This is a genomic window from Marinobacter xiaoshiensis (assembly GCF_031631795.1).
Taxonomy (GTDB): domain Bacteria; phylum Pseudomonadota; class Gammaproteobacteria; order Pseudomonadales; family Oleiphilaceae; genus Marinobacter; species Marinobacter xiaoshiensis.
The window spans coordinates 519,182-543,714 of record NZ_JAVMBO010000007.1 but is presented as its reverse complement, the minus strand read 5'-3'; the positions used below and the strand labels follow the sequence as shown (position 1 = coordinate 543,714).

The following is a 24,533-nucleotide window of genomic DNA, read 5'->3' as shown; positions in this document are numbered from 1 at the left end:
CATGACTAATCGTATCGCAGTTGTTACCGGAGCCGCCGGTGGTCTGGGTACCGCCATGTGTAAAGCGCTAGCAGCTCAGGGCCGCAAAGTGGTGGGCACTCACCTACCCGGTGAAGAGTTCACGGCAAAGGCAAAAGACTGGCAGGCCAGCCTGCGTGAAGACGGTGTTGATGTGGCTATTTACCCGCTGGATGTAACTGACTTTGAAGGCTGTAAAGCATTCGTCGCTGCTGTCGAGCAGGATCTGGGCCCCATCGACATTCTGGTCAACAACGCCGGTATCACTAACGACGCGCCTCTAAAGAGAATGCAGCCAGAGCAGTGGAATCAGGTCATCAATGTGAACCTGACCTCCATGTTCAACATGTGCCAGCAAGTGTTCGAAAACATGTGCGAGCGCGGCTTTGGACGTATCGTCAACATTTCGTCTCTGAACGGTGAGAAAGGCCAGTTTGGCCAGAGCAACTATGCCGCCACCAAAGCAGGCATTTACGGATTTACCAAGTCGATTGCCCAGGAAGGCGCCAGAAAGGGTGTAACAGCCAACTCGGTTTCCCCTGGCTATATCGATACCCCGATGGTTCGCCAGGTGCCTGAAAAAGTGCTGAACAACATTGTTGCGGGAATTCCTGTTGGCCACCTTGGCAAGCCTGAAGACATCGCAAGGGCCGTCGCTTATCTGACAGCTGATGAAGCAAGCTTCGTGACCGGCACCAACATGTCGGTCAACGGCGGCCAGTACATGAGCTAAGGGAGCACACCATGACAGCGTTCAGAGCACCCACCCGCGAGATGGCGTTCACCCTGCAGAACGTCGCAGGGTTTTCAGAAATGGCCAAAGCCTGCGGTTATGAAGACGCCTCCGAGGATGTCGTTGCAGCCATTCTTGAAGAAGCCGCGCGTTTTGCCGGTTCCGTCATCGCGCCAACCAACGTCACCGGAGACCAAACCGGTGTGCGCCTGGATTCGAACCACAATGTGGTCACGCCTGACGGCTTCCGTGAAGCGTACCAGCAGTATGCCGAGAGTGGTTGGGCCAGCCTGCAGTTTGACCCGGAGTTTGGTGGCCAAGGCTTGCCTTTCTCGCTGGCCATTCCTGTGCAGGAAATGTGGCACGCCGCAAACATGGCGTGGGGGCTCTGTCCGTTGTTGTCTCAGGGCGCGGTTGAAGCGCTTTCAGAGAATGCCAGCGATCTGCTGAAACAACAGATGCTGCCGAAAATGATTTCCGGGCAATGGACCGGAACCATGAACCTTACCGAACCCCAGTCTGGCTCGGATTTATCGGGCATTCGGACTCAGGCCCGTCCGGATGGCGATGTTTACCGGATAAAAGGTCAAAAGATTTTCATCACTTGGGGTGAGCACGACATGGCGGAGAACATAATCCACCTTGTGCTTGCTCGCCTGCCTGATGCCCCTCCAGGGGTGAAAGGCATCTCACTGTTTGCCGTACCCAAATATCTCCCGAATGCTTCCGGAGAGCCCGGCGAAAGAAACGACTGCCAGGCGGTCTCGCTGGAACACAAACTCGGCATCCACGCCAGCCCCACCTGCGTAATGAGTTTTGGCGACAATGAAGGCGCCATCGGTTATTTGGTGGGCGAGGAAAATCGTGGTTTGGCCTGCATGTTCACAATGATGAATAACGCCCGCCTGACCGTTGGTTTGCAAGGCGTGTCCATTTCCGAGCGCGCTTATCAGCAAGCGCGGGACTATACCCTGGAGCGCACTCAGGGTACGGCGCCGGGCGAACAAGGTGTGTCACCTATCATCAAGCACCCGGACGTGCGCCGAATGCTGATGATCATGAGAACCTTGACCGAAGCAGCGCGCGGACTCGCCTACACCGGCTGTGTGGCCGTCGATTACGCCAATGCGGAGAACCTGCCAGATGACATCAGGGCTCGTTATAAGCGTCGAGTTGACCTGCTCACCCCACTGGTGAAGGGTTGGTGCACAGAAATCGCCCAGGAAGTAACCTCTCTGGGCATCCAGTGCTATGGCGGCATGGGATTTATCGAAGAGACAGGCGCTGCACAGCACTATCGTGATGCCCGCATTCTGCCGATTTATGAAGGTACCAATGGCATTCAGGCACTGGACCTGATTGGCCGGAAAACAGTTCGTGATCAGGGCCGGGCTATGGCTGAGTTGATTGACGACATGCGCCCTCTCACTGGCCCTCTGCAAAGCAATTATGTGCTGACAGCCGCGCGCCAGGCTAAATTTGACCAAGCACTGGCCTGCCTTGAAGATGCGACCAGAGTGGTGCTGGAGCGGAGTGATGATGACCAGTTTACTGGTGCCGTTGCCTTCGACTACCTTATGCTGAGCTCCACAGTGACCGCAGGTTGGTTGATGTTAAAAGCTGCCACTGCCGCAGCCAACGATCATGCTGAACAAGGTACATTTGCGGCCAACAAGTTGGCGACAACCAACTTTTTCATTGATTATATTTTGCCGCGCTGTTCAGCGCACCTGAGCGCGATACGATCCGGCGACGACGCCATTATGGCGCTGCCGGAGACAGAGTTTTAATTCAGTCAGGAGCCAAAGCCTCATGTACATCAACGGAGAATGGTTAACCGGGCGCCCTGAGCTCTCGGTGGCGAACCCGGCAACGGGCGAGATCATCGGGCATGTGCCCAACTGCACGGACCAGGACATCGAGACGGCCATCGCGGCCGCAGATTGTGCCTTTAAGGAATGGAAGAAAACCACCGCTTATTACCGTTCCCAGCTACTTTACCGGGCTTGGGAACTGATGATCCGGCAGAAGCGTGAACTGGCTGAACTGATGACTCGCGAACAGGGAAAACCCCTGAAAGCATCACTCAATGAAGTACAGTACGGCGCAGACTTCCTGCTGTGGTTTGCTGAAGAAGCCAAGCGCATATACGGGCAAAGCATACCTTCTGCCCGCGAAAACCAGCGCTTTCTTGTTCAGAAGTCTCCAGTCGGTGTAGTTGGTGCAATTACGCCCTGGAACTACCCTATTTCCATGATTACCCGCAAGCTTGCACCTGCGTTAGCGGCCGGCTGCACCGTAATCCTGAAACCTGCTGAAAGCACCCCTTTGTGCGCCAAGGCCATGATGGAGATTTTCGCCGAAGCAGGCTTTCCGCCCGGTGTTGTCAATATGCTCACCGTGCAGGACCCATCTCGGGTAGGCGATGCTTTTTGCACAGACCCAAGAGTCCGCAAACTGACCTTCACAGGCTCCACCCCGGTTGGCAAAAAGCTGAACGGGCTGGCAGCAGCAAACATGAAGCGAGTGTCTATGGAACTTGGCGGCCATGCGCCTGCCATTGTATTCCCCGATGCCGATCCCGTTCACGCTGCCAAAGGGCTGTCTCTGGTAAAATTCCTTAATACCGGCCAGGCCTGCATTAGCCCTAACCGGATATTTGTGCACGAAGACCACCTGAAACCTTTTATTGCAGAGCTGACCAGTCGGGCAAATCGTCTGATAGCCGGTAATGGCATGTCAGAAGGCATTGGCGTCGGCCCGTTAATCAATGAACAGGCCCTCCAAAAAGTCGATAGCCAGGTTCAAGACGCAGTTGCTCAGGGAGCAAAGGTAGAAACCGGGGGGCAACGCTTGACAGAAAATGGCCTCTCAAACGGTTACTTCTACGCGCCAACCGTACTCTCCGGCGTAACCCCGGCAATGAAAATCTACCGGGAAGAGACCTTTGGCCCGGTCGCTCCTGTTATCACCTATCGCTCAGAAGATGATGTGATTGCTATGGCCAACGACACCGAGTTTGGATTGGCGGCTTACATCTACAGCAACAACATGGCGACAGCTATGCGCGCATTTGAGGCTCTGGATTTCGGCATTATTGGCATTAATGACATCAACCCAACCAGCGCAGCGGCCCCCTTTGGCGGCATGAAAAATAGCGGTCTTGGCCGGGAGGGTGCCCAAGAGGGCATTGAAGAATATCTGGAAACAAAGCTGGGGGGGGTCGCGATCTGATTAACCGCTTCAATCTTGAGCACCCAACATGACGGAGGGCATTTTGAAAACAAGCAGGATGGAAATAGCACTCCCGTCCTGCTTGCACACTGATGCCACAAAGCGTTTGCCGCTTTCTGGCATTCTGCTAACGCACTGCTGTCTTATTTCTCCACAAATGCCCGTTCAATCACGTAGTGACCTAAATCGCCACCCCGAGCTTCCTTGAAACCCATTTCATCAAGAATGGAGCAGGTGTCCTTAAGCATGCTTGGACTTCCACAAATCATGAACCGATCATCTTCAAGGTTCAGCTCGGACAAGCCAAACTCACTGGTTATCTTGCCGCTCTGCATAGCACGGGTAAGCCTGCCCTCATTGCGGAAAGGCTCACGGGTAACCGTTGGGTAGTATTCCAGCTTACCTTTAACCATCTCACCAAAGAACTCGTTTTCCGGAAGCGCTTCAATTTCCTGCTGATATGCAAGCTCTGACACATATCTCACGCCGTGGGTCAGGATTACCTTGTCAAACGCTTCGTAAATCTCAGGATCTTTGATGATGCTCATGAATGGCGCAAGCCCGGTACCTGTGCTGATCAGCCAGAGATTTTTTCCCGGTAACAGATTGTCAAGGACCAGGGTTCCCGTAGGCTTACGGCTAACGAGAATCTCATCACCCACCTGAATTTTCTGCAGGCGGGATGTCAACGGGCCGTCCTGAACCTTGATTGAGAAGAACTCCAGCTCCTCTTCATAGTTCGCACTGGCAATGCTGTAGGCGCGCATTAAAGGCTTGCCTTCAGACTCCAGACCAATCATCACAAAATGGCCGTTCTTGAAACGAAACCCGGGATCGCGACTGGTTTTGAAGCTAAACAGGGTGTCGTTCCAGTGATGTACACTGGTTACTGTTTCTTTTATCAGGTTACTCATTAAAGCCCCTTACCCGTTTGATTCGCTATCGGCGGAGAATGTAAAAATAGGAATTGCCTAAAGCCTAACCCACCATTAACCTATCGATGAAATGGGATATTCCCATAACCCTATTCGGTTACATCGATTTAGAGCGCTTTGTTATGAAATACAGTTTCAGGCAACTTGAAGTCTTCCTGGCTGCTGCACACTTTCAGAACATTACCCGGGCCGCGGAATCGCTGGCGATGTCTCAATCTGCTGCCAGCAGTGCGCTCAAGGAGCTGGAAAGCCAGTTCGACATCCAGCTGTTCGACCGCGTTGGCAAACGCCTGCAACTGAATGAGCTCGGGCGACTCTATCGACCAAAAGTAGAAGCTGTTCTCGCTCAGGCAACAGAGCTGGAACAAGCTTTCAGCAAAAACTCTGAAATAGGCGCTCTTAAAGTTGGAGCCACCTTAACTATAGGTAACTATCTGGCCGTTGGCGTTATGGCCCAATACATGAATACCCCTACCCGGCCCCGGGTTGCGCTGGAAGTAGCCAACACCAGCACGATCGTGCGCAGGGTCAAGGATTTCGAACTGGACATCGGCCTCATTGAAGGCGAGTTGCAATCTTCTGAGCTTGAAGTTTTGCCCTGGCGCGGAGACCAACTGGTTGTGTTCTGCTCACCAACCCACCCGCTCGCCAAAAAAGAGGCGCTGACCGACGACGATCTTAGAGGCGCTACCTGGATCATGAGAGAACAAGGCTCCGGGACCCGGCAGAGTTTTGAGCGTGGAATGCATGGCCTGTTGCCAGATATGAACGTGCTGCTCGAACTGGAGCACACAGAAGCGATCAAGCGTGCTGTGGAGGCCGACCTGGGCATAGGTTGCCTGTCGGAGGTGGTTCTGGAAGATGCCTTCAGGCGCGGTAGCCTGGTGCCCTTGAAAACACCCGAGCACCGAAGCTTTGAACGACAGTTCTACTTCATCCTGCACAAACAGAAGTACCGCAGCGCCGGTATCGATGCCTGGATCAAGTTGTGCCGCGCGCTGACCTGATTTTCAGGCTATGGGCCCACTGTGGAACCGAAACTCTGTATCCGGCTCGAGTATGAGTTGCTTTTCAATCGCGATGAAATCCGCAAGCCGCTCATCAACGGGGCCCTTATTGGCCTGCACGGCAAGTGCCAGGTAATCCCTGTAGTGGCGCGCTTCTGACTTGAGCAAGCTGCCATAAAAATCTGCAAGCTCATCATCAAGAAACGGTACCAGTGCCGCAAAGCGCTCGCATGAGCGGGCTTCGATGATAGCGCCCACAATCATCACATCCACCAGCCGCCCCGGATCATCCGTGCGCACCTCTTTACGCAGACCGGCGGCATAGCGCGCAGGAGTAAGGTGGCAGTATGCGATGCTGCGTTTATCAATAATGGCCAGAACCTGTTCGAAATGACGCAACTCTTCTCTGGCCAGTCGGGACATTTTGTTGAGTAAGTCGCTGTTGTCCACATAGCGATACATAAGGCTTAGCGCCGTTGATGCGGCCTTTTTCTCGCAATGGGCGTGATCAATCAGCATCAGGTCCTGATTGGCTAATGCGTTATCAATCCACTGTTTGGGTGTAACACAGGGCAGAAAATCGTGAATATCCTGCAGGGCTTTGGTTATGGAATCAGTTTTCTGGGTCATGGTAAGCAACAGCATCAATTCAAAGGGTGGGCGATTATAGCGCAGCTATCAGTGTTCTCCGACCTCTGGCCAGCTTAACTTTATAGGTGCTTTCCTATAGAATACAGCGCCAACTTAAAGTCCATCCGCCATAAAACTCCCGCCAGGCGTGTGCTAAAGGCGCGGGACATACCAACTGATGAGGGTTCAAATCGTGTTAGAAGCCTACCGTGAACACGTTGCAGAACGTGCGGCTCTGAATATTCCCCCCAAGCCACTGAACGCTGAACAGACAGCGGCTCTGGTTGAGTTGCTGAAAAATCCGCCCGCAGGCGAAGAAGAAACCCTGGTTGACCTGCTGGAAAACCGCATTCCACCGGGCGTAGATGAAGCCGCATACGTAAAAGCTGCGTTCCTGACCGCCATTGTTAAAGGCGACGCCGAATCTCCCCTGCTGGACAAGCCCAAAGCCGTTCAACTGCTGGGCATGATGCAAGGCGGCTACAACATTGAAACTCTGGTAGACCTGCTCGACGACAGCGATCTGGCCGAACTGGCTGGCGAACAGCTGAAGCACACTCTGCTGATGTTTGACGCATTCAACGACGTTAAAGACAAAATGGATGCAGGCAATCCCGTGGCCAAGTCTGTTGTTGAGTCCTGGGCCAACGCTGAGTGGTTCACCAAGAAAGACAAGGTTCCTGAAAGCACCAAGATGGTGGTTTTCAAGGTTACCGGCGAAACCAACACTGACGACCTGTCTCCTGCACCGGATGCATGGTCACGCCCTGACATCCCGCTGCATGCCCGCGCTGCCTATAAAATGGAACGCGATGGCCTGAAGCCGGAAGAGCCTGGCGTAACTGGCCCAATGAGCCAGATTGACGAAATCAAGGCCAAAGGTTTCCCTGTTGCATTTGTTGGCGACGTGGTTGGTACCGGTTCCTCACGTAAGTCTGCCACCAACTCTGTACTTTGGTTCTTCGGTGACGACATCCCGGGCGTTCCCAACAAGCGCGCTGGCGGTGTATGTATCGGTAACAAGGTTGCCCCGATCTTCTTCAACACCATGGAAGATGCCGGCGCTTTGGTATTCGAAGCACCCGTAGACAACATGAACATGGGCGACGTTATCGAAATCCGCCCATACGAAGGCAAGATCCTGAACGAAGCTGGCGAGACCATCTCCGAGTTCAAGTTCAAGTCTGACGTTATTCTGGACGAAGTTCAGGCTGGCGGCCGTATCCCGCTGATCATCGGCCGTGGTTTGACTGCCAAGGCACGTACTGCTCTGGGTCTGGGCGCGACTGATCTGTTCCGTCTGCCTAACGATCCTGCTGCTGGCACCAAGGGCTTCACCCTGGGTCAGAAGATGGTTGGTAAGGCGTGCGGACTGGAAGAAGGCCAAGGCGTTCGCCCTGGCACCTACTGTGAGCCTCACATGACTACTGTGGGATCTCAGGACACCACTGGTCCTATGACCCGTGACGAACTGAAGGATTTGGCTTGCCTGGGCTTCCAGGCTGATCTGGTTATGCAGTCTTTCTGTCACACTGCGGCTTACCCAAAGCCGGTTGACGTTGAAATGCAGCACACCATGCCAGACTTTATCCGCAACCGCGGTGGTGTATCCCTGCGCCCAGGCGACGGTATCATCCATTCCTGGTTGAACCGCATGCTGCTGCCTGACACTGTTGGTACTGGTGGTGACTCTCACACCCGTTTCCCGATGGGCATCTCCTTCCCGGCCGGTTCTGGTCTGGTTGCGTTTGCTGCGGCTACCGGTGTTATGCCACTGGACATGCCTGAGTCTGTTCTGGTTCGCTTCAAAGGCCAAATGCAGCCAGGTATCACCCTGCGCGATCTGGTACACGCTATTCCGCTGTACGGCATCAAGCAAGGCATGCTGACTGTTGAGAAGAAAGGCAAGATCAACGAATTCTCTGGTCGTATCCTGGAAATCGAAGGTCTTGAGCACCTGACGGTAGAGCAAGCCTTCGAACTGTCTGACGCTTCTGCTGAGCGCTCTGCTGCTGGTTGTACTATCAACCTGTCTGAAGAGTCTGTTGCTGAGTACCTGCGCTCTAACATCACCATGCTGCGCTGGATGATTGCTGAAGGTTACGGCGATGCCCGTACTCTGGAGCGTCGTGCCCAGCAGATGGAAGCATGGCTGGCTGATCCTAAGCTGATGCGTGCTGACAAAGACGCTGAGTACGCTCACGTCGTTGAAATCGATCTGGCTGACATCAAAGAGCCAATCGTTTGCTGCCCGAACGATCCTGACGATGCCAGGTTCCTGTCCGAAGTGGCCGGCGACAAGGTAGACGAAGTGTTCATCGGTTCTTGCATGACCAACATCGGCCACTTCCGTGCCGCTGGTAAACTGCTTGAGCAACACAAAGGCGGTCTGAACACCCGTCTGTGGATGTCTCCACCTACCAAGATGGATCAGGCGCAGTTGATGGAAGAAGGTTACTTCAACATCTACGGTACCGCCGGTGTTCGCACCGAGATGCCGGGCTGCTCCCTGTGCATGGGCAACCAGGCGCGTGTAGCTCCCAAGTCTACCGTTCTGTCTACCTCTACCCGTAACTTCCCGAACCGTTTGGGTGATGGTGCCAACGTGTACCTGACCTCTGCGGAACTGGCGGCTGTGGGCGCGATTCTGGGTAAACTTCCAACTCCTGAGGAGTACATGGAATACGCCAAGGATCTGGACAGCATGTCTGCAGAGATCTACAAGTATCTGAACTTTGATCAGATGGAGAACTACACCAAGAAGGCTGCAGAAGCGACTGTCGCTTAAGCATTAAGCTTCAAGGTTTAGATCTACGAAAACGCCAACCCTCGGGTTGGCGTTTTTTTTGTGGATGCTGAAAAGTAACGCGGGTTATCGCAGCAGGAGTATCTTGCCTATGGCGAGCCCGGATTCAAGACGACGATGGGCATCACCCACATTGGTAAACGAGTACCGCTCCTTGTCGAGCAGCGGCTGTAGCGCTCCCTGTTCCAACATATCGCTCATGGCGGAAACAAGACGCGGCTGATCATCCATTCCAATTCCATGCAGCAAGGGAATAGAACGAAAAATCACATGTAGCGTCAGGCCTTTGGCATGCATCAGGCTTAGATCATGGGTGGAGCGAGTATTAATGGAACAGAGACGCCCCGAAATTGCAGTTGCCTCGATTGCCCGATCCACGTTCTCTCTACCCACAGTATCGAAGACCAGGCTGAAACCCCGCCCCTGAGTCAACCGCTGCTTGTAACCCTCTACAGACTCTTCACGGTAAAGAATAATGTCGTCAGCACCCAGCTTCTTTGCCAACGCAGCTTTTTCCGGGGTAGATACAGTTGTAGCCACTCGCGCCCCAAAGTGCTTGGCGATCTGAATGGCAACATGCCCCACCCCACCCGTGCCAGCATGAATCAGCACATGCTCGCCAGCCTGGATTTGCGCTCGTTCAACAAGGGCTGCCCAAGCGGTCAAAAACACTAGCGGTACTGCAGCACACTCAGCCAGAGGCAATTTCATAGCTGGCGTGCGCTTTGCGAGCAACCGGGCATCGGCCACCATGAAGTCTGCGAGTGCGCCAGGCCAGCCCTTAGTTCCACCTGCGCACCCAAATACCTCATCACCCACAGCAAAAGAGGACACTCCCGGGCCAATTTTGTCTATAACACCAGACACATCACCGTTCAGGATTGCCGGCATCTCAGGCCCGGCCTTTACAAACCCTGAGCGTATTTTGGTTTCAATAGGGTTAATACTGGAAGCCACCACCTTGATTCGAACCTGCCCAGCCGACGGTTCAGGCGCCTCCACTTCCCGTTCGACAAACACCTCGGGGCCGCCAAACTGCTCGATAACCATCGCCTTCATTGCTCTATCTCCTACCGCCAGAGTGTGATCAGTAAACAATCAACCGGATCAGAATCGCCGCTGCCATCACAAGGGTAATCCACTTCACCCATTTAGCGCCCTCATTGCTCAGATTCACCTTAACGGCTACAAATGCCCCAGTAATATTGCCTAGTCCCAGAACCAACCCCATACTCCAGCGTACTTGCCCGTTAAAGGCGAAAATCATCAATGCGGGAACCGTGTAAAGCAGAATAATAGACACCTTGAAAACATTGACCTGGCGTAGATCAATGCGCAGCAACCGATATAAAACCACTATAAACAGAGCCCCTACACCCACCTGAATAAAGCCGCCATATACACCAATCAGAAACATAGCCATGTAAATCACAGGGCCAAGCCTGTTTACAGTCAGCGGGTTGGTTTCCAGCCGGGGTTGAGGCAACAGCATGAATGCCGAAGCGAAAATCATGGCAAGAATCAGCACCCATTCGAATATCACGTCTGGCACCCATGTTGCTACCCAGGCACCCAGTAGAGATCCAAGAACCGCCGGTACTGCAAGGTGCAAGCTAACACGGAGATTACCGTGACCCATGCGGCGAAAGCCTGCCACAGCGGTTGTGCTTTGCAGAACGATTGCTACCCGGTTGGTACCATTTGCAACCTGAGGAGGAAGCCCAAGAAACATCAGCAACGGCAACGTAAGCATTGACCCGCCTGCCGAAAGCACATTGATGAACCCGGCAATACCGCCTAGTGCCAGTAATGCAATAACGTCTGTGATGCTCATGCAGCGTTCGCACTTCCTTCGTTATTGCCCGAGTGATTGCCGCTGAGTCGTTTTCCATAACGACTGCTCCACACCAGAACCGAGATAAATATGATTAGCCCTGCTCCATCGATCAGTAACTGCCCATGAGGCCAAAGCATCAAGGCACCAAGCGGAAACATCAACGCGCGAACCAGCAGATTAAGCTTGTGCTCCAAGAAGCCTTCGAGACCGGCAATAATGGCGTAGATGCCGAACAAGGCAAAACAGAATACCTGGATCATCTCGGTAAAATCGCCGGTAATCAGTGGTGAGTAGGCAAACAGAAGCGGCACAATGTAAAGCCCCTTTGCCAGCTTCCAGGCAGTAAACCCGGTGCGCATCTGTGGCGTTCCGGCAATAGCAGCAGCAGCAAAAGCTGTAAGGCAAACCGGAGGTGTAACGTTGGAATCCTGGGAAAGCCAGAAGATGACCATGTGCGCAGCCACCAGCAGCATGGAAAGTGTTTCCGGCGATAAAGCCTGCTCAAGGAGTTGGCTACTGAAGGTATCCGGCACCAGTGCGAGCATCTGTTTCGCAGTCGTGACATCCATAGGCCCATCCAGCAAAGGCAGCTTATCTGGTGCGGCAAGCATGAAGATTGCTTTAGCCTGTTCAGGAAGGTTTCCGCTTACCATCAACTCCAGCAGCTGACTTTGAGCGATCAGGCTGTATATTGCCGGTGCCGAGAGCGTGGCAAGAACAATGTACGCTGCCGTTACGGGTAACCCCATCCCCAGTATCAGCGAGGCCAGCGCCACCAGAAGTATAGTTATCAACAGGCTCCCGCCTGCCCAATTGGTAATCATCAACGAAAACGTATTGCCGATGCCGGTGGTTGAAACGACCATCACAATGAGGCCGACTGTAATCAGGAGAATTGCAGTGGTAGTGATGTTCCGTGTACCCATCGCCAACGCATCGAGAATATCCCTTAATCCCATGGGACTCTTCGACAGCAAGGAGGCGACGATAACCGACAATATCGCTATACCTGCAGCATAAGTTGGCGTAAAGCCGTAAACCAGCGCAGCCACTAGAACGACCAGTGGCAAAAGAAAATGCCAGCCACCTTTCAAGACCTCCTTTAGCGCAGGCGCAGCAGCATCTTCCAGTTTGTCAGCATGGCTGCGCTTGGCCTCGATACGCACAAACATGGCCACCGAGATAAAATAAAGAAGCGCCGGGAGTGCAGCAACTGCAATGATGGTGAGATAGGAAACCTGGGTGTAGGAAGCCATGATAAAAGCACCTGCACCCATCACAGGCGGCATCAGTTGCCCACCGGTTGAAGCGGCTGCTTCAACACCAGCAGCAAAACGCGCGGGAAAGCCGGCTTTGCGCATCAAGGGGATGGTAATGACGCCTGTAGAAACCGTATTGGCAACACTGGATCCTGAGACTGAGCCCATGAGACCAGAGGCGAATACTGCCACAAACCCAGGACCACCCACGAAACGCCCTGCCGCACAGCGGGCCAATTCGATAATAAAGTCCCCTGCCCCGGATTTCACCAGAAAGGCACCGAACAAAATGAACATGAATACGTAGGTCCATGAAATCCGGGCGATGGAACCCAGCATTCCCTGGCCGCCGATATATGAGCGATACAGAACAGTCTCCCAGGAAAGCCCGGGGAAATTAAAGATGCCATCAACATATTGGCCCCACCAAGCTACGTAGGTCAGAGCAACAATACACAGCACGGGAATAAACCAGCCAACCGTGCGCCGCGCCAACTCAAGTATCAATGCCACCGACACGACTGAGAAAACCCAGTCGCCGGTAGAGAAATTGAATCCCCGTTGGTACAGATCGTCTTCAAAGAAAATCAGGTAGAAAGCACAGACCAGCGCAGTAAGCCCCAGCAGAATATCGCCTCCAAGTGCCAGCCTCTTGCCGCCAACTGTTCGGGCTTTGAACATAGGCGTGGTCAAAGTGCAGATCAACCCGAAAAGGCCGAAGTGAAGAGCAGAACTCCACAGCTCAGAAAGGGTCGAAACCGTATTGAAATACAGATGAATCAGCGCCGTGGCGATGGCGAGCCAGAAAATCACTGGCCCAAGCAACCAGTGATCTACTCGCTCACTCGCCTCGCTAACACTTTCATCGCGAACCACAATGACGGTTTCGCCTTCTGTTTTGCCAGTCACCATTACTGAGCGAGCAAGCGTTCAGGAATGGTCAAACCCTGCTCTTTATAGAAACGGGCAGCACCGGGATGAAGTGGCATTGGCAGGCCTGCAATGGCCTTCTCGAGCGCCATAGCTTTCGTTGCCTGATGGATGTTATTCAGGAATGGCAGATTTTCGTAGATAGTTTTCGTAATCTCATAGACATCCTGCTCGGAGACATCATCACGAACTGCCAGGATATTAGGCTGGGCAATGGTATTGATATCCTTAGCCTGCTTGGGATAGGTCCCCGCAGGGATGGTATAAGGTGTCCACAGCTCAAAGTCACTGTTGACCCTGGCAACCTGATCTGGCGTAAAGTTAAGGGTGGTAATTTTGTCACCCATATTGGCATAGGCTCTTGTTACCGCCGCCGCTGGCACACCCGCCGGTATATTCATGCCATCGATATTGCCATTCTGCAGGGCATCTGCACTGGGCCCATAGCCTTGGTATGCGAGGTTTACTTTTTCCAGATCAATGCCAACCTTGCCCAGAATAAAGCGACCAGAACCTTCGGTTCCCGAGTTTCTCGCGCCTATGGAGAAGCTTTCTCCATACAGGTTTTTCATATCTTCGATTGTGCCGGTTTTGGCGATGCCCTTGGTTACTACAAAGTGCTCCACGTTCTGCCATAGCATTGATACTGAACGCAGATCTTTATAAGGCTTGTTAACCGGCCCTGTACCGTTCCAGGCATAAGCTCCGTATAGCCCCTGAAGAATGCCAAACTGGATCTGGTTCTCATCCATAAGCTTCAAGTTCTCAGCGGAACCAGCTGAACTTATGGCAGAAACCGATATGTTAGTCTTGGGTTCAAGCTTCACTTTGATCAGTGTGGAAATCGCAACACCCACGGGATAGTAAGTTCCTCCCGTCGTGGCTGTGCCCATCACATAGTTGCCTTCAGCCTGTACACCACTTGAAACAGACACTACGGCCGCCGCCAGCAGCCCCGAGGCATATCTCAAAACCCTGTTCTTACTCATGGAACGACTCCTGTTTTATCATTATTTTTGCTTCATCCGAGAAATATCACTGAGTAAAGATAGCTTCCCACTCTTGAATCTACCAGTTCGCAGAGGCAAACAGACAATAAAAAAGGGCCCCGGCGGGGCCCCTTTTTGCGTACTTATAATGCCTCACCCAAGAGGTGTTAGCTGTGCTGTTCTGCCTGATACTCATTGGCGTCGGAGGTAGCGAGACTCACTACTACGATAGCAATGAGGGAGGCTGCGAAACCAGGCATGATTTCGTAGACGCCCGGGCCACCCATGAACTCTGAGTTGTAGCCCAGAGATACCCAGATCATTGCCGTACCCGCACCGGCAATCATACCGGCCAGTGCGCCAGCACCATTAGTGCGAGGCCAGACAAGCGCAAGAATGATCAGAGGCCCAAACGCCGAACCGAAGCCCGCCCATGCGTTACCAACCAGGCTCAGAACGTTTGAGTTGGGATCAGAAGCAATAACTGCAGCCACAAGGCCTACAAGCACTACACATACCCGGCCTACGTTTACGCACTCGCGGTCACCAGCCTCTTTGCGCAGGAACAAGCGATAAAAGTCCTCAGTCAGTGACGAAGACGCTACCAAAAGCTGGCTGGAGATGGTGCTCATTACTGCGGCCAACAAAGCTGCATACAGGAAGCCCGTAATTAGCGGGTGGAACAGCAAGTCTGCGAGAATGATGAAGATGGTTTCCGGATCATCAATTTGCATGCCATTACGCACTGCGTAGGCACGACCGAAAATACCAAGGCCAATCGCTCCTATCAGGGAAATAGCCATCCAGGACATACCGATATTTCGAGCAGTCGGCACTTCTTTCACGGAACGGATTGCCATAAAGCGAACAATGATGTGCGGCTGGCCAAAATAGCCCAAGCCCCAGGTTACCGCCGAAAGCCATCCTACAAAGGTCAGCCCTTCTGTCCAGGACAGCAGGGTTGGGTCTACCTCATTCAGCGTGGCTGTCGCCTGGGCAAAGCCGCCACCGCCTTCGCCAAACAGAACCACCGCTGGCATGAGAACCAGCGCAACCATCATGATGCAACCCTGAACAAAGTCGGTCATGCTCACAGCCAGGAACCCGCCAACCACTGTATAAGCAAGTACAACACCCAGCGTTATGACGATACCCACACCGTAATCACCCATGCCGCCAAAATTGAAAATTCCGGCAAATGCACTTTCAAACAGCTTGCCACCTGCTACCAGGCCTGAGGCTGTGTAAACCGAGAAAAACACAACAATAACAATCGCCGCAACGGTTCTTAGTGGCAATGCCTGCGTGGGAAAACGATTGGCCAGAAAAGCCGGAATGGTAAGCGCGTTGCCGTAAGAGACCGTTTGTGAACGCAACCTGGGAGCAACAATAACCCAGTTAAGAAACGCACCTACAAACAGACCAACGCCAATCCATGCCGAAGCAAGACCCGATACGTACATCGCACCGGGGAGACCCAGAAGCAACCATCCGCTCATATCGGAGGCACCAGCCGATAACGCCGCTACCTTTGGGCTGAGTCCCCTGCCACCCAGCATGTAATCTTCTGATGAAGAAGTGGATGTGCGCATCGCAAAAAGGCCAATGCCAATCATCACTGCAAAATAAGCAAATAGACTAATCCAAACACCAATAGCCATGGAATTCCTCCGGTTTAATGAGTCGGACTATATCCGCTCGCAAAGCACAGCTCTGGCGCGAGCGCCTGCCAACTGTGTCGTTCTTCTTGTTTACTGGTATGCCTTACGAATCTGAGCGAAACACCGAATCGCATACTCAGGCTTAACTATAGTTAAGTATTGCCAATTAGCGACCAAACCAAGCAACAGATCGTCAGGATGTGATTTGACGCAACCAGCCTAGTATTACTACGTATTATCGGCTTACAAAATCCTACGATAATTTTGTGGAATTCTACGGGAATGCGGTCATTTCAGATTAAATCAGGCAACGTTATCACGAACTTGCAGTTTTGTAGGGGTGGTTCCCTTATGTTTGCGCAGTGCATTGGTCAATGCACTCTGGGACGAGAAGCCAACCCGGTAGCTGATTTCAGAGACGGAAAGGGGTGTCGAAGCCAGCAGTTTGATGGCTTGATCCAGGCGGGCCTCCAACAAGAACTGGTGAGGCGTAGTTCCCACCACCTCTCGAAATACCTCATGAAACCGGCTCACACTCAAGCAGGCCTCACTGGCCAGATCCTGCACCCTTATTTTCCTGTGCAGGTTTGCCCGAACATAACGGTGCATGGCATCCGGGCTCAGACTGTGGCGGTGCGACGGACCCACCCTCTGATCTACCACTCTGTCAGCCATACAATAGAGAATACTGGCCGCGAGATGGCCATGCATTGCCTGATTTCCGGGTGACCGATCAAACTCGCCGGCCGCAAACTGAACCAATCCCTGCAAACGGCTATCCATGTGAATGGTGCGGGGTTTTTCGAACACACGAACCATGCGCTCATAGTCCGCATGGTTCGGCGTGGAAATAGCAGGGGTTGAGGGATCGAGATTGATGACCATCACATGATTCTGATGATCACCGCAGTAGTCGTGCCTGGCCTCCGTCGGAACGAGGCATGCCTTCCAGGTGTCCAGATGAGATCCGGTACCGTCAACACTCAAGTCTGCCTCACCCTGAACACCTATCACTATCTGGTGATGCTCATGGCGATGCTGGTGAGATGCTATCGGCAGTTTGAGTAGACGGGCATCCAACATAGACGCGACCGGAACCTTCAAGTGAGAATGTGACTCAATTAAAGCAGATCTGATTGGAACTTGCACATAAGTTCGCGGATATGGGCACTAACCTGCTCTAATGAGTCTGCCGCGTTCACAACACTGTAGCGAGATGGCGCAGCTTTGGCGCGAGCCAGGTAGGTATCACGAATACGCTGGAAAAAGGCCACAGCCTCCTGTTCAAAACGGTCCAACTGCCCCCGCTTCCTCGCGCGGGTCATACCGGTTTCAACGGGCGCATCCAATAGAACCACCTGATCCGGGCGCACATCCCCCTGCACCAGGTTTTCCAACAAGGCAATCCGTTCGCTTGGAACACCTCGTCCTCCGCCCTGGTAGGCAAAAGTTGCATCGGTAAAGCGATCACAAAGGACCCACTGCCCCCGCTCAAGAGCTGGAAGAATAAGCGTGTGCAAGTGTTGTGCACGGGCTGCGAACATCAACAACAGTTCAGTGAGCTCGTTTACAGACTCATCCCGCGGCGCCAACAACAACTCACGAATCGACTCAGCCATGGGCGTTCCGCCCGGCTCACGGGTCACAACACAATCAATGCCAAGTTCTTTCAGGGTTTCAGCAGCGTTGGCAATCTGGGTAGACTTGCCCACTCCCTCGGTTCCCTCGAAGGTAATAAACCGGCCACGAACAGTCATTCTTTCTCATCCTTGTCAGGAGCAGGTGAAGACCGGTAATCCGATCGACGATTGAGCTGAAACGCGCGAACTGCCTTCTGGTGTTCCGCCAGTGTATTGGAAAACTTGTGGGTACCATCGCCACGAGCCACAAAATACAGAGCCGTGCCGGAGCCTGGGTGCAGGGATGCATGTATGGCCTCACGACCTGGTAAAGCAATAGGTGTTGGCGGTAATCCATTGATACGATATGTGTTGTAGGGCGTGTGAGTGCGTAGATCCCGGCTTCCAATACGGCCCTTGTACTTGTCGCCCATACCATAAATGACGGTAGGATCCGTCTGTAATCGCATGCCTTTCTGCAGGCGGCGAACGAACACACCCGCCACCTGATCCCGTTCATGGGGCGCGCCGGTCTCCCGCTCTACAATTGAGGCCATAATCAGAGCTTCATAAGCGCTATCGTATGGCAGGCCTTCCGCCCTGCCTTCCCATTCCTCCGCAAGAACGGCCTCCATGCGCCGATACGAACGCTTGAGCAGGTCAAGATCCGATTCACTACTTGTAAACAGGTATGTGTCCGGGAAAAACCGTCCTTCAGGGTGCTCACCCTCTGCACCAACGGCTTCCATAATCTGCGCATCTGACCACTCGGATGTGAGTTTCTTAAGACGATCCGTAGCTGCCAAAGCCGCACGCATGTCCTGGAACGTCCAGCCTTCAATAAATTGAACAGACCAATGTTTGGTATCACCCGCAACCATTTTTTCGAGCATGGCTGTAGCGCTCATGCCGCTGACAAACTCATATTCTCCGGCTTTGATTCTGGCCTTATCCGGATACAGCCGGCCGAACACTCTTACCCACAGGCTATCTTCGACCAACCCGCGAGACTTTAACTGCCTGGCAACATCACTGAATGCTGTGCCAGCCGGAACATCAAACAGCATCGGCTCTTCCATAGCAACGGGTTTGGATAAGGATCCCAGCCCCTGCCAGACCCACAATCCTGTGCCTGCAGCCACGAGCACGGCAGCGCAAATTCCTGCAATTAAAAGTTTCTTGAGCAAATGAATTATTCCAACAATTCGAGAGGATTAAAGATTGTCGCAACTCCGTCATCTACAGGCAAATCCTGGCCTGCAAGCCTGCGTACCGGAACTGCTCCTACAACGCTGTTCAGAAAGAAGAGCCCCTGACAGTGAGAGCCCATAACATCTGCAATGCTCACCGAGCGCTCAAAGACGGTCTCTCCCCGCGCACGCAATCGCTCCAGCATCCACTGTCGCATGATACCGGCTACGGCAAGGCTTTTTAATGGTGGGGTTACCCAGCCATCAGCCACCTTAAGTAGCAAGTTGGTACGAGTACCCTCAACCAGATTACCGGCACTGTCAGCCATAATAACTTCATACACCTCCCCCTCAATTTCTCTGGCAGCCATAACCTGCTCAAGACGGTTCAGGGATTTGATGCCAGTAAGCAGGGGGTTAACGGTAAGCGGTATCCGGGAAAAGTCAGCGATAACGCCTGAGCTTGCCGGCAGCGCAGGCATTGGGCCAGCAGACACCATAAGGTTAGGCCGAATTCCGGAGCCTGGCTGGTACCCGCGGCCACCTTCCCCCCTGGTAAGGGTCAGCTTGAGTACCCAGCCCCTATCGTTGTCTTTTTTGCTGAAGCGATCCAGGTAGCGACCAGTGGCTGCGGTACAGACTTTGCGAAGATCCGTAAGCGCAATGGGAATACCCAGCCGACCTGCATCACGGACCATTCGATCGAGGTGGCGAGATAAAAGCACCCCCCGGTCACCATGCATCCTTATGGTCTCAAACAGGCCATCACCGTATAAAGCACCGCGGTCACCCGCGGGGAACCCGCTTTCATCCGCCCAGAACAGATTGAACATGGGCCGCTTAGCCTTCGTAGCGGCGCATAATCAGAGTGCCATTGGTTCCACCAAAGCCAAACGAGTTGGACAAAACCACGCGAACATCAGACTTGCGGCAAGTGTTAGGCACCAAGTCCAGGTCGCAACCTTCATCCGGGTTATCCAGATTAATTGTCGGCGGCAGCACGCCATCACGTATAGCAAGCAACGAAAAGATAGCCTCAACAGCGCCTGCCGCACCGAGCAAATGCCCCGTCATGGATTTTGTACTGCTCATTGCCAGTCGGCTAACGTGCACACCAAACACACGCTTGGCTGCTGCAATTTCTGCTACATCGCCCACCTGCGTTGAAGTCCCGTGGGCATTTATGTAGTCGACATCTTCCGGCTTCAGGCCTGCGTCTCGTAACGCATTGCTCATTGACCGGGCTGCGCCCTCACCATCTTCTGGTGGCGCTGTTATGTGGTGGGCATCGTCGCTCATGCCAAAACCCACCAGCTCGCCGTAAATCGTCGCGCCGCGGTTTTTGGCATGCTCAAGCTCTTCCATTACCAGAACCCCGGCACCGTCACTCAGCACGAACCCGTCACGATCCCGATCCCAGGGGCGACTCGCCTTTTCCGGCTCGTCATTGCGGGTTGAAAGTGCGCGAGCTGACGAGAAGGCTGCAACGCCTGTGCGCGTTGTTGCCATTTCAGAACCACCTGCAAGCATGACATCGGCATCGCCGTAGGCAATGGTGCGAGCAGCGTATCCAATGTTATGGGTGCCGGTAGTACAGGCGGTCACAATGGCAATATTCGGGCCTCGGTACCCGAAGCGAATGGCGGCATTGCCAGAGATCATGTTGATTACCGACGCAGGAACAAAGAACGGCGACACCTTGCGGGGGCCAGACTTCTCCATAGTCAGCACGTTCTTTTCGATATACTCAAGCCCGCCGATGCCTGAACCGATAGCAATACCAACCCGGTCCCGATCCAAGGCTTCATAATCTGCAAGCCCGCTGTCATCGACAGCTTGCTGAGCTGCAATCAGACCGTAGTGAATAAACGCATCCAGCTTTCTGGCATCTTTTGTCGAAAGATACGACTCCAGATCCAGATTTTTGATTGCACCACCAATACGGGTGCCATACCCGGACGCATCAAAACGGTCGATTAAGCCGATTCCGCTGCGCCCGGCCAGAATAGCCTCCCAGGAAGTCGCTACATCGTTTCCTAGCGGAGACAACATTCCCATGCCAGTGATAACAACCCGTCGTTTACTCATAACTGCGTTCACCTGATCATTTCATGGGTCAGTGTTACTGAATGAACCCGAACCCCGGGTCATTTTCAGGCAATAAAAAAGCCGTCCTTCACAGAATAACAAGGACGGCTTTTAGCCTGGCTAACTAAAATTCAGAGTATCAGGTATGCGCGACGATGTAGTCGATCGCGTCCTGAACACTGGCCAGCTTCTCGGCTTCTTCATCAGGAATTTCAGTTTCAAATTCCTCTTCCAGTGCCATCACCAGCTCAACGGTGTCCAGTGAGTCAGCGCCAAGATCCTCTACAAAAGAAGATGAGTTCTGAACTTCGGACTCTTTAACGCCCAACTGTTCACAAACGATCTTCTTAACGCGCTCTTCAACTGTACTCATAATGTCCTCACTTTGTGTATCTACCAAGCAACTCAAGTGCTGCCAGTTTAGTGTAAACCCTACCTGCAAACAAGCAGGGATCCGGTTAAACATGTTGCGCGACAATGAGTTGCGCACGAGCTCCAAAACTGGAGCTTATCCCATGTACATTCCACCGTTTACATGAATGGTTTCCCCAGTCACGTAACCGGCAACATCCGATGCCAGGAAAGCAACAAGCGCTGCCACCTCTTCCGGCTCCCCCAAACGACCCGCGGGTATGATTTCCAGCATAGCCTCACGTTGCTTGTCGTCCAGTTTTTTTGTCATATCTGTGTCAATAAATCCCGGCGCCACGCAATTAGCTGTGATACCACGATTCGACATTTCCTTCGCCAGGCTGCGGGTAAAACCCTCAACACCCGCTTTTGCTGCACAATAATTAGACTGCCCTGCGTTACCCATACTGGCAACCACTGAACTCACGTTGATAACGCGCCCCCAACGTGCCTTTGCCATGCCTCGCAGTACAGCTTTGGTGGTGCGGAACACGCTTGAGAGGTTAGTTTCGAGCACTGCCGCCCAATCATCATCTTTTAACCGCATCAGCAGGTTATCACGGGTTATACCAGCATTATTAACCAAAATAAGGGGTACCGAAGATTTACTGGCTATCTCTTTAAGGCCAACTTCAATGCTTTCGGCATCTGCTACGTCCATCACTATGCCATAGCCGCTTGCACCAGCCGCCTGAAGGTTTTCGGTAATGGTTGCAGCTCCCTCTGCGGTTGTGGCTGTGCCTACAACCTCAGCACCCTGCTTTGCGAGCGCCAGGGCGATAGCTTTTCCAATTCCGCGAGTAGCACCGGTTACCAGTGCTGTTTTACCTTCCAGAGACATGCACAACTCCCTTTACATCAAGACGGTTCAAATGCCGCAAGCGCAGCAGACAAAGCCTCGGGGTCTTCGATGCCGTATACGGCAAGCCCCCGGTCAATTCGCTTGGCTAGCCCGGCAAGCACTTTGCCAGTGCCGCACTCCAAGGCAACCTTAACGTCATTCCCCACCAGCGTGCGGACTGAATCTGTCCACAATACCGGAGAATACAACTGCTTCAACAGATTTGCCTTTAGTGTAGCTGAATCTGTAACCGCTGCTGCGTTAACATTCTGTATAACCGGGATGACAGCATCACTAAAACGAACTTCATCCAGAGCCTGCCCCAACTCTTCAGCCGCGCCCTTCATCAATGCACAGTGCGAAGGGACACTGACCGGCAATGGCATAGCCTTGCGCGCGCCCCTGGCTTTACAAGCTTCAATGGCCCGATCAACAGCTGCAACTGAGCCGGCGATAACAACCTGCCCAGGTGCGTTAAAATTAACTGCCGCCACTACATCGCCATTAGCTGCCTCTTCACAGGCTGCAACAACTTCGGCATCTTCCAAACCAAGAATAGCAGCCATTTTGCCTTCACCGGCAGGAACAGCCTCTTGCATGAGTTCACCACGCAGGCGCACCAGTTTCACAGCTTCGACAAAATCGAGGCTTTCAGCAGCCACAAGCGCACTGTACTCACCCAGACTATGCCCCGCCAGAAAATCGGGTCGCGGCCCACCGGCAACAAACCACTCACGCCATAGTGCGACGCTTGCAGTCAGCAGTGCTGGCTGGGTAATCATGGTCTGGTTGAGCTCTTCTGCAGGGCCCTTCTGGCAAAGGTGCCACAGGTCGTAGCCAAGCACATTGGAGGCTTCTGCAAAGGTTTTGTTGATCATGGGCCAAGATTCGGCGGCGATGGATAACATGCCAACCGACTGGGAACCCTGTCCGGGGAATATAAAGGCTGATTTCATAAGCGGGATCTTATCGTCATTGGGAGTTTCAGGAGATTAGCCAATAGTACAAGTTGGCTGGATTTTGCGCGAACAAACCAAATGATTTCAAGCAAGCTCTGCATCAGGGAGCCAAAAGGCCCTGACCAATCAAAGCATCAAATCATCCAGGCGCTCATTGATGCGCCTGGGCACCTCGAGCTCGACCTCAAGGACGGCCTGGCGAATGGCCGCAAGCATAGCGCGCTCATTGGCGTTGCCGTGGCTCTTTATAACCACGCCCTGAAGACCAAGAAGGCTGGCGCCGTTGTGCCGGGAGGGATCCATCAGCCGAAGAAGCCTGCCGATGATAGGACGCGCAAGAAGACCTACAAAGCGGCCGTAAAGAGTGCGAGTAAAGGCCTGCTCCATAAGCTCTATGAGCAACCCGGCCACACCTTCGCCGGTTTTCAGCGCAATATTACCCACAAACCCATCACATACCACTACATCCGCAACATCGCGAAACAGATCACTGCCTTCCACGTAGCCAATGTAGTTAATGGAGTCACATTGGGCGAGCATGTGAGAGGCAAGGCGAACCTGCTCGTTACCTTTTATCTCTTCCTCGCCAACATTCAGCAGTGCCACCCGCGGCTCACCCTGACTGCAGATTGCCGACGCCATAAGCGAGCCCATCAGGGCGTATTGATAAAGATTCTCTGCGCTGGAATCTACGTTGGCGCCAAGATCGAGAACGTGACAGCGCCCCCGTAGCGAAGGGATAAGCTTGGTTATAGCAGGACGCTCAATACCCGGATACATACGTATAATGGAGCGACCAAATGCCATCAAGGCACCGGTATTACCTGCACTGACACACCCCTGAGCTTCGCCATCACGTACCAGCCTGAGAGCAATAGCCATGGACGAGTTTTTCTTGTGCCGCAACGCATGGGATGGGCGCTCATTCATGCGCACAATGTCTGCAGCTTCGACAATACGGATTCGTGGGTGCCCCTCACGCAACAAAGCCTCAAGTTCACTCCGGATTCCCACCAGGATGAAACTCAAGGCTTTGTTTTCACACACCGCTTCGAGGGCCGCAGCAACTACAACTGCCGGACCTCGATCGCCACTCATGGCGTCAACCGCTATGGTAACCGGATTCACCGCTTGCCCACTCGATTGAGGTTTGCGCGGCTATACAACGAGATTACTCGTCGTTAGCTTCGATTACCTGCTTGCCACGGTAAAATCCGTCTGGAGATACGTGGTGACGGCGATGAACTTCACCAGTTGTTGAATCAGTGCTCAGAGCTGCAGGGCTCAGGGCATCGTGGGCACGACGCATGCCACGCTTGGAACGAGTCTTACGGTTCTTCTGTACAGCCATGGTTCTACTCCTGACCTGTTAACGTAAACTTTACT

General features: G+C 53.2%; 22 protein-coding genes. 5 read left to right on the top strand and 17 right to left on the bottom strand.

Features of this window, described 5'->3' with window-relative positions:
- The first annotated feature begins 1 nt into the window (after window position 1).
- The 3 genes from phbB to RKA07_RS06220 are packed head-to-tail and all read left to right on the top strand — an operon-like array spanning window position 2 to window position 3,985.
- Window positions 2-751 (top strand): acetoacetyl-CoA reductase, encoded by a 750-nt coding sequence (phbB, locus tag RKA07_RS06230; protein ID WP_200369345.1) that lies wholly within the window; start codon window positions 2-4, stop codon window positions 749-751.
- An 11-nt stretch (window positions 752-762) separates the two neighbouring features.
- Window positions 763-2,541, top strand: a complete 1,779-nt coding sequence (locus RKA07_RS06225; protein WP_310965885.1) for an acyl-CoA dehydrogenase family protein — start codon at window positions 763-765, stop codon at window positions 2,539-2,541.
- Between the two features lie 22 nt (window positions 2,542-2,563).
- Complete coding sequence (locus RKA07_RS06220) at window positions 2,564-3,985, top strand: NAD-dependent succinate-semialdehyde dehydrogenase (RefSeq protein WP_200369343.1); 1,422 nt, start codon at window positions 2,564-2,566, stop codon at window positions 3,983-3,985.
- Window positions 3,986-4,128: 143 nt separating this feature from the next.
- Here the strand turns inward: RKA07_RS06220 and RKA07_RS06215 are convergent, their stop codons facing one another.
- Window positions 4,129-4,899 (bottom strand): ferredoxin--NADP reductase, encoded by a 771-nt coding sequence (locus tag RKA07_RS06215; protein ID WP_310965884.1) that lies wholly within the window; start codon window positions 4,897-4,899, stop codon window positions 4,129-4,131.
- Between the two features lie 143 nt (window positions 4,900-5,042).
- On the opposite strand from RKA07_RS06215, the gene RKA07_RS06210 reads away from it, so the two are divergent.
- Entirely contained in the window at window positions 5,043-5,927 is an 885-nt protein-coding gene (locus RKA07_RS06210; RefSeq protein ID WP_310965883.1) for a LysR substrate-binding domain-containing protein, read from the top strand.
- Between the two features lie 3 nt (window positions 5,928-5,930).
- On the opposite strand, the gene RKA07_RS06205 is transcribed toward RKA07_RS06210, so the two are convergent.
- The gene (locus RKA07_RS06205; protein ID WP_227714579.1) at window positions 5,931-6,557 is read right to left on the bottom strand and encodes a MiaE family protein; all 627 of its coding nucleotides are present in this window, start codon (window positions 6,555-6,557) and stop codon (window positions 5,931-5,933) included.
- 193 nt (window positions 6,558-6,750) lie between these two features.
- On the opposite strand from RKA07_RS06205, the gene RKA07_RS06200 reads away from it, so the two are divergent.
- A complete protein-coding gene (locus tag RKA07_RS06200) occupies window positions 6,751-9,345 on the top strand; it encodes a bifunctional aconitate hydratase 2/2-methylisocitrate dehydratase (RefSeq protein ID WP_310966019.1) in 2,595 nt (864 codons plus the stop codon).
- Window positions 9,346-9,429: 84 nt separating this feature from the next.
- Here RKA07_RS06200 and RKA07_RS06195 read toward each other — a convergent pair whose 3' ends face one another.
- The 15 genes from RKA07_RS06195 to rpmF all read right to left on the bottom strand — a co-directional run bounded on the left by RKA07_RS06195 (window position 9,430) and on the right by rpmF (window position 24,498).
- Window positions 9,430-10,422: a zinc-dependent alcohol dehydrogenase family protein gene (locus RKA07_RS06195; protein ID WP_200201029.1), complete on the bottom strand. Its 993-nt coding sequence runs from the start codon at window positions 10,420-10,422 to the stop codon at window positions 9,430-9,432.
- Between the two features lie 28 nt (window positions 10,423-10,450).
- Window positions 10,451-11,197: a sulfite exporter TauE/SafE family protein gene (locus RKA07_RS06190; RefSeq protein ID WP_310965881.1), complete on the bottom strand. Its 747-nt coding sequence runs from the start codon at window positions 11,195-11,197 to the stop codon at window positions 10,451-10,453.
- Window positions 11,194-13,371, bottom strand: a complete 2,178-nt coding sequence (locus RKA07_RS06185; RefSeq protein WP_310965880.1) for a TRAP transporter permease — start codon at window positions 13,369-13,371, stop codon at window positions 11,194-11,196. Before RKA07_RS06185 ends, RKA07_RS06190 begins: the two co-directional genes overlap by 4 nt.
- Window positions 13,371-14,378: a TAXI family TRAP transporter solute-binding subunit gene (locus RKA07_RS06180; RefSeq protein WP_200201032.1), complete on the bottom strand. Its 1,008-nt coding sequence runs from the start codon at window positions 14,376-14,378 to the stop codon at window positions 13,371-13,373. Before RKA07_RS06180 ends, RKA07_RS06185 begins: the two co-directional genes overlap by 1 nt.
- Window positions 14,379-14,545: 167 nt before the next feature.
- Window positions 14,546-16,039 (bottom strand): sodium/proline symporter PutP, encoded by a 1,494-nt coding sequence (gene putP, locus RKA07_RS06175; protein WP_200369340.1) that lies wholly within the window; start codon window positions 16,037-16,039, stop codon window positions 14,546-14,548.
- A 303-nt stretch (window positions 16,040-16,342) separates the two neighbouring features.
- Window positions 16,343-17,122: an AraC family transcriptional regulator gene (locus RKA07_RS06170; RefSeq protein ID WP_200201034.1), complete on the bottom strand. Its 780-nt coding sequence runs from the start codon at window positions 17,120-17,122 to the stop codon at window positions 16,343-16,345.
- A 38-nt stretch (window positions 17,123-17,160) separates the two neighbouring features.
- Window positions 17,161-17,796, bottom strand: a complete 636-nt coding sequence (gene tmk, locus RKA07_RS06165; protein ID WP_200201035.1) for a dTMP kinase — start codon at window positions 17,794-17,796, stop codon at window positions 17,161-17,163.
- The gene (gene mltG, locus RKA07_RS06160; protein ID WP_227715078.1) at window positions 17,793-18,845 is read right to left on the bottom strand and encodes an endolytic transglycosylase MltG; all 1,053 of its coding nucleotides are present in this window, start codon (window positions 18,843-18,845) and stop codon (window positions 17,793-17,795) included. The genes tmk and mltG overlap by 4 nt, the downstream gene beginning before the upstream one ends.
- Window positions 18,846-18,850: 5 nt before the next feature.
- On the bottom strand, window positions 18,851-19,681 hold the full coding sequence (locus RKA07_RS06155; protein WP_310965879.1) for an aminotransferase class IV: 831 nt from the start codon (window positions 19,679-19,681) through the stop codon (window positions 18,851-18,853).
- Window positions 19,682-19,688: 7 nt separating this feature from the next.
- Entirely contained in the window at window positions 19,689-20,936 is a 1,248-nt protein-coding gene (gene fabF / locus RKA07_RS06150; RefSeq protein WP_200201037.1) for a beta-ketoacyl-ACP synthase II, read from the bottom strand.
- Between the two features lie 139 nt (window positions 20,937-21,075).
- Window positions 21,076-21,309 (bottom strand): acyl carrier protein, encoded by a 234-nt coding sequence (acpP, locus tag RKA07_RS06145; protein ID WP_012136033.1) that lies wholly within the window; start codon window positions 21,307-21,309, stop codon window positions 21,076-21,078.
- 135 nt (window positions 21,310-21,444) lie between these two features.
- Window positions 21,445-22,188, bottom strand: a complete 744-nt coding sequence (fabG, locus tag RKA07_RS06140; RefSeq protein ID WP_200201038.1) for a 3-oxoacyl-ACP reductase FabG — start codon at window positions 22,186-22,188, stop codon at window positions 21,445-21,447.
- Window positions 22,189-22,205: 17 nt separating this feature from the next.
- Complete coding sequence (fabD, locus tag RKA07_RS06135) at window positions 22,206-23,144, bottom strand: ACP S-malonyltransferase (RefSeq protein WP_200201039.1); 939 nt, start codon at window positions 23,142-23,144, stop codon at window positions 22,206-22,208.
- Between the two features lie 129 nt (window positions 23,145-23,273).
- On the bottom strand, window positions 23,274-24,275 hold the full coding sequence (plsX, locus tag RKA07_RS06130) for a phosphate acyltransferase PlsX (RefSeq protein WP_200201040.1): 1,002 nt from the start codon (window positions 24,273-24,275) through the stop codon (window positions 23,274-23,276).
- A 43-nt stretch (window positions 24,276-24,318) separates the two neighbouring features.
- Window positions 24,319-24,498, bottom strand: a complete 180-nt coding sequence (gene rpmF, locus RKA07_RS06125) for a 50S ribosomal protein L32 (protein WP_144776298.1) — start codon at window positions 24,496-24,498, stop codon at window positions 24,319-24,321.
- Window positions 24,499-24,533 lie beyond the last annotated feature (35 nt).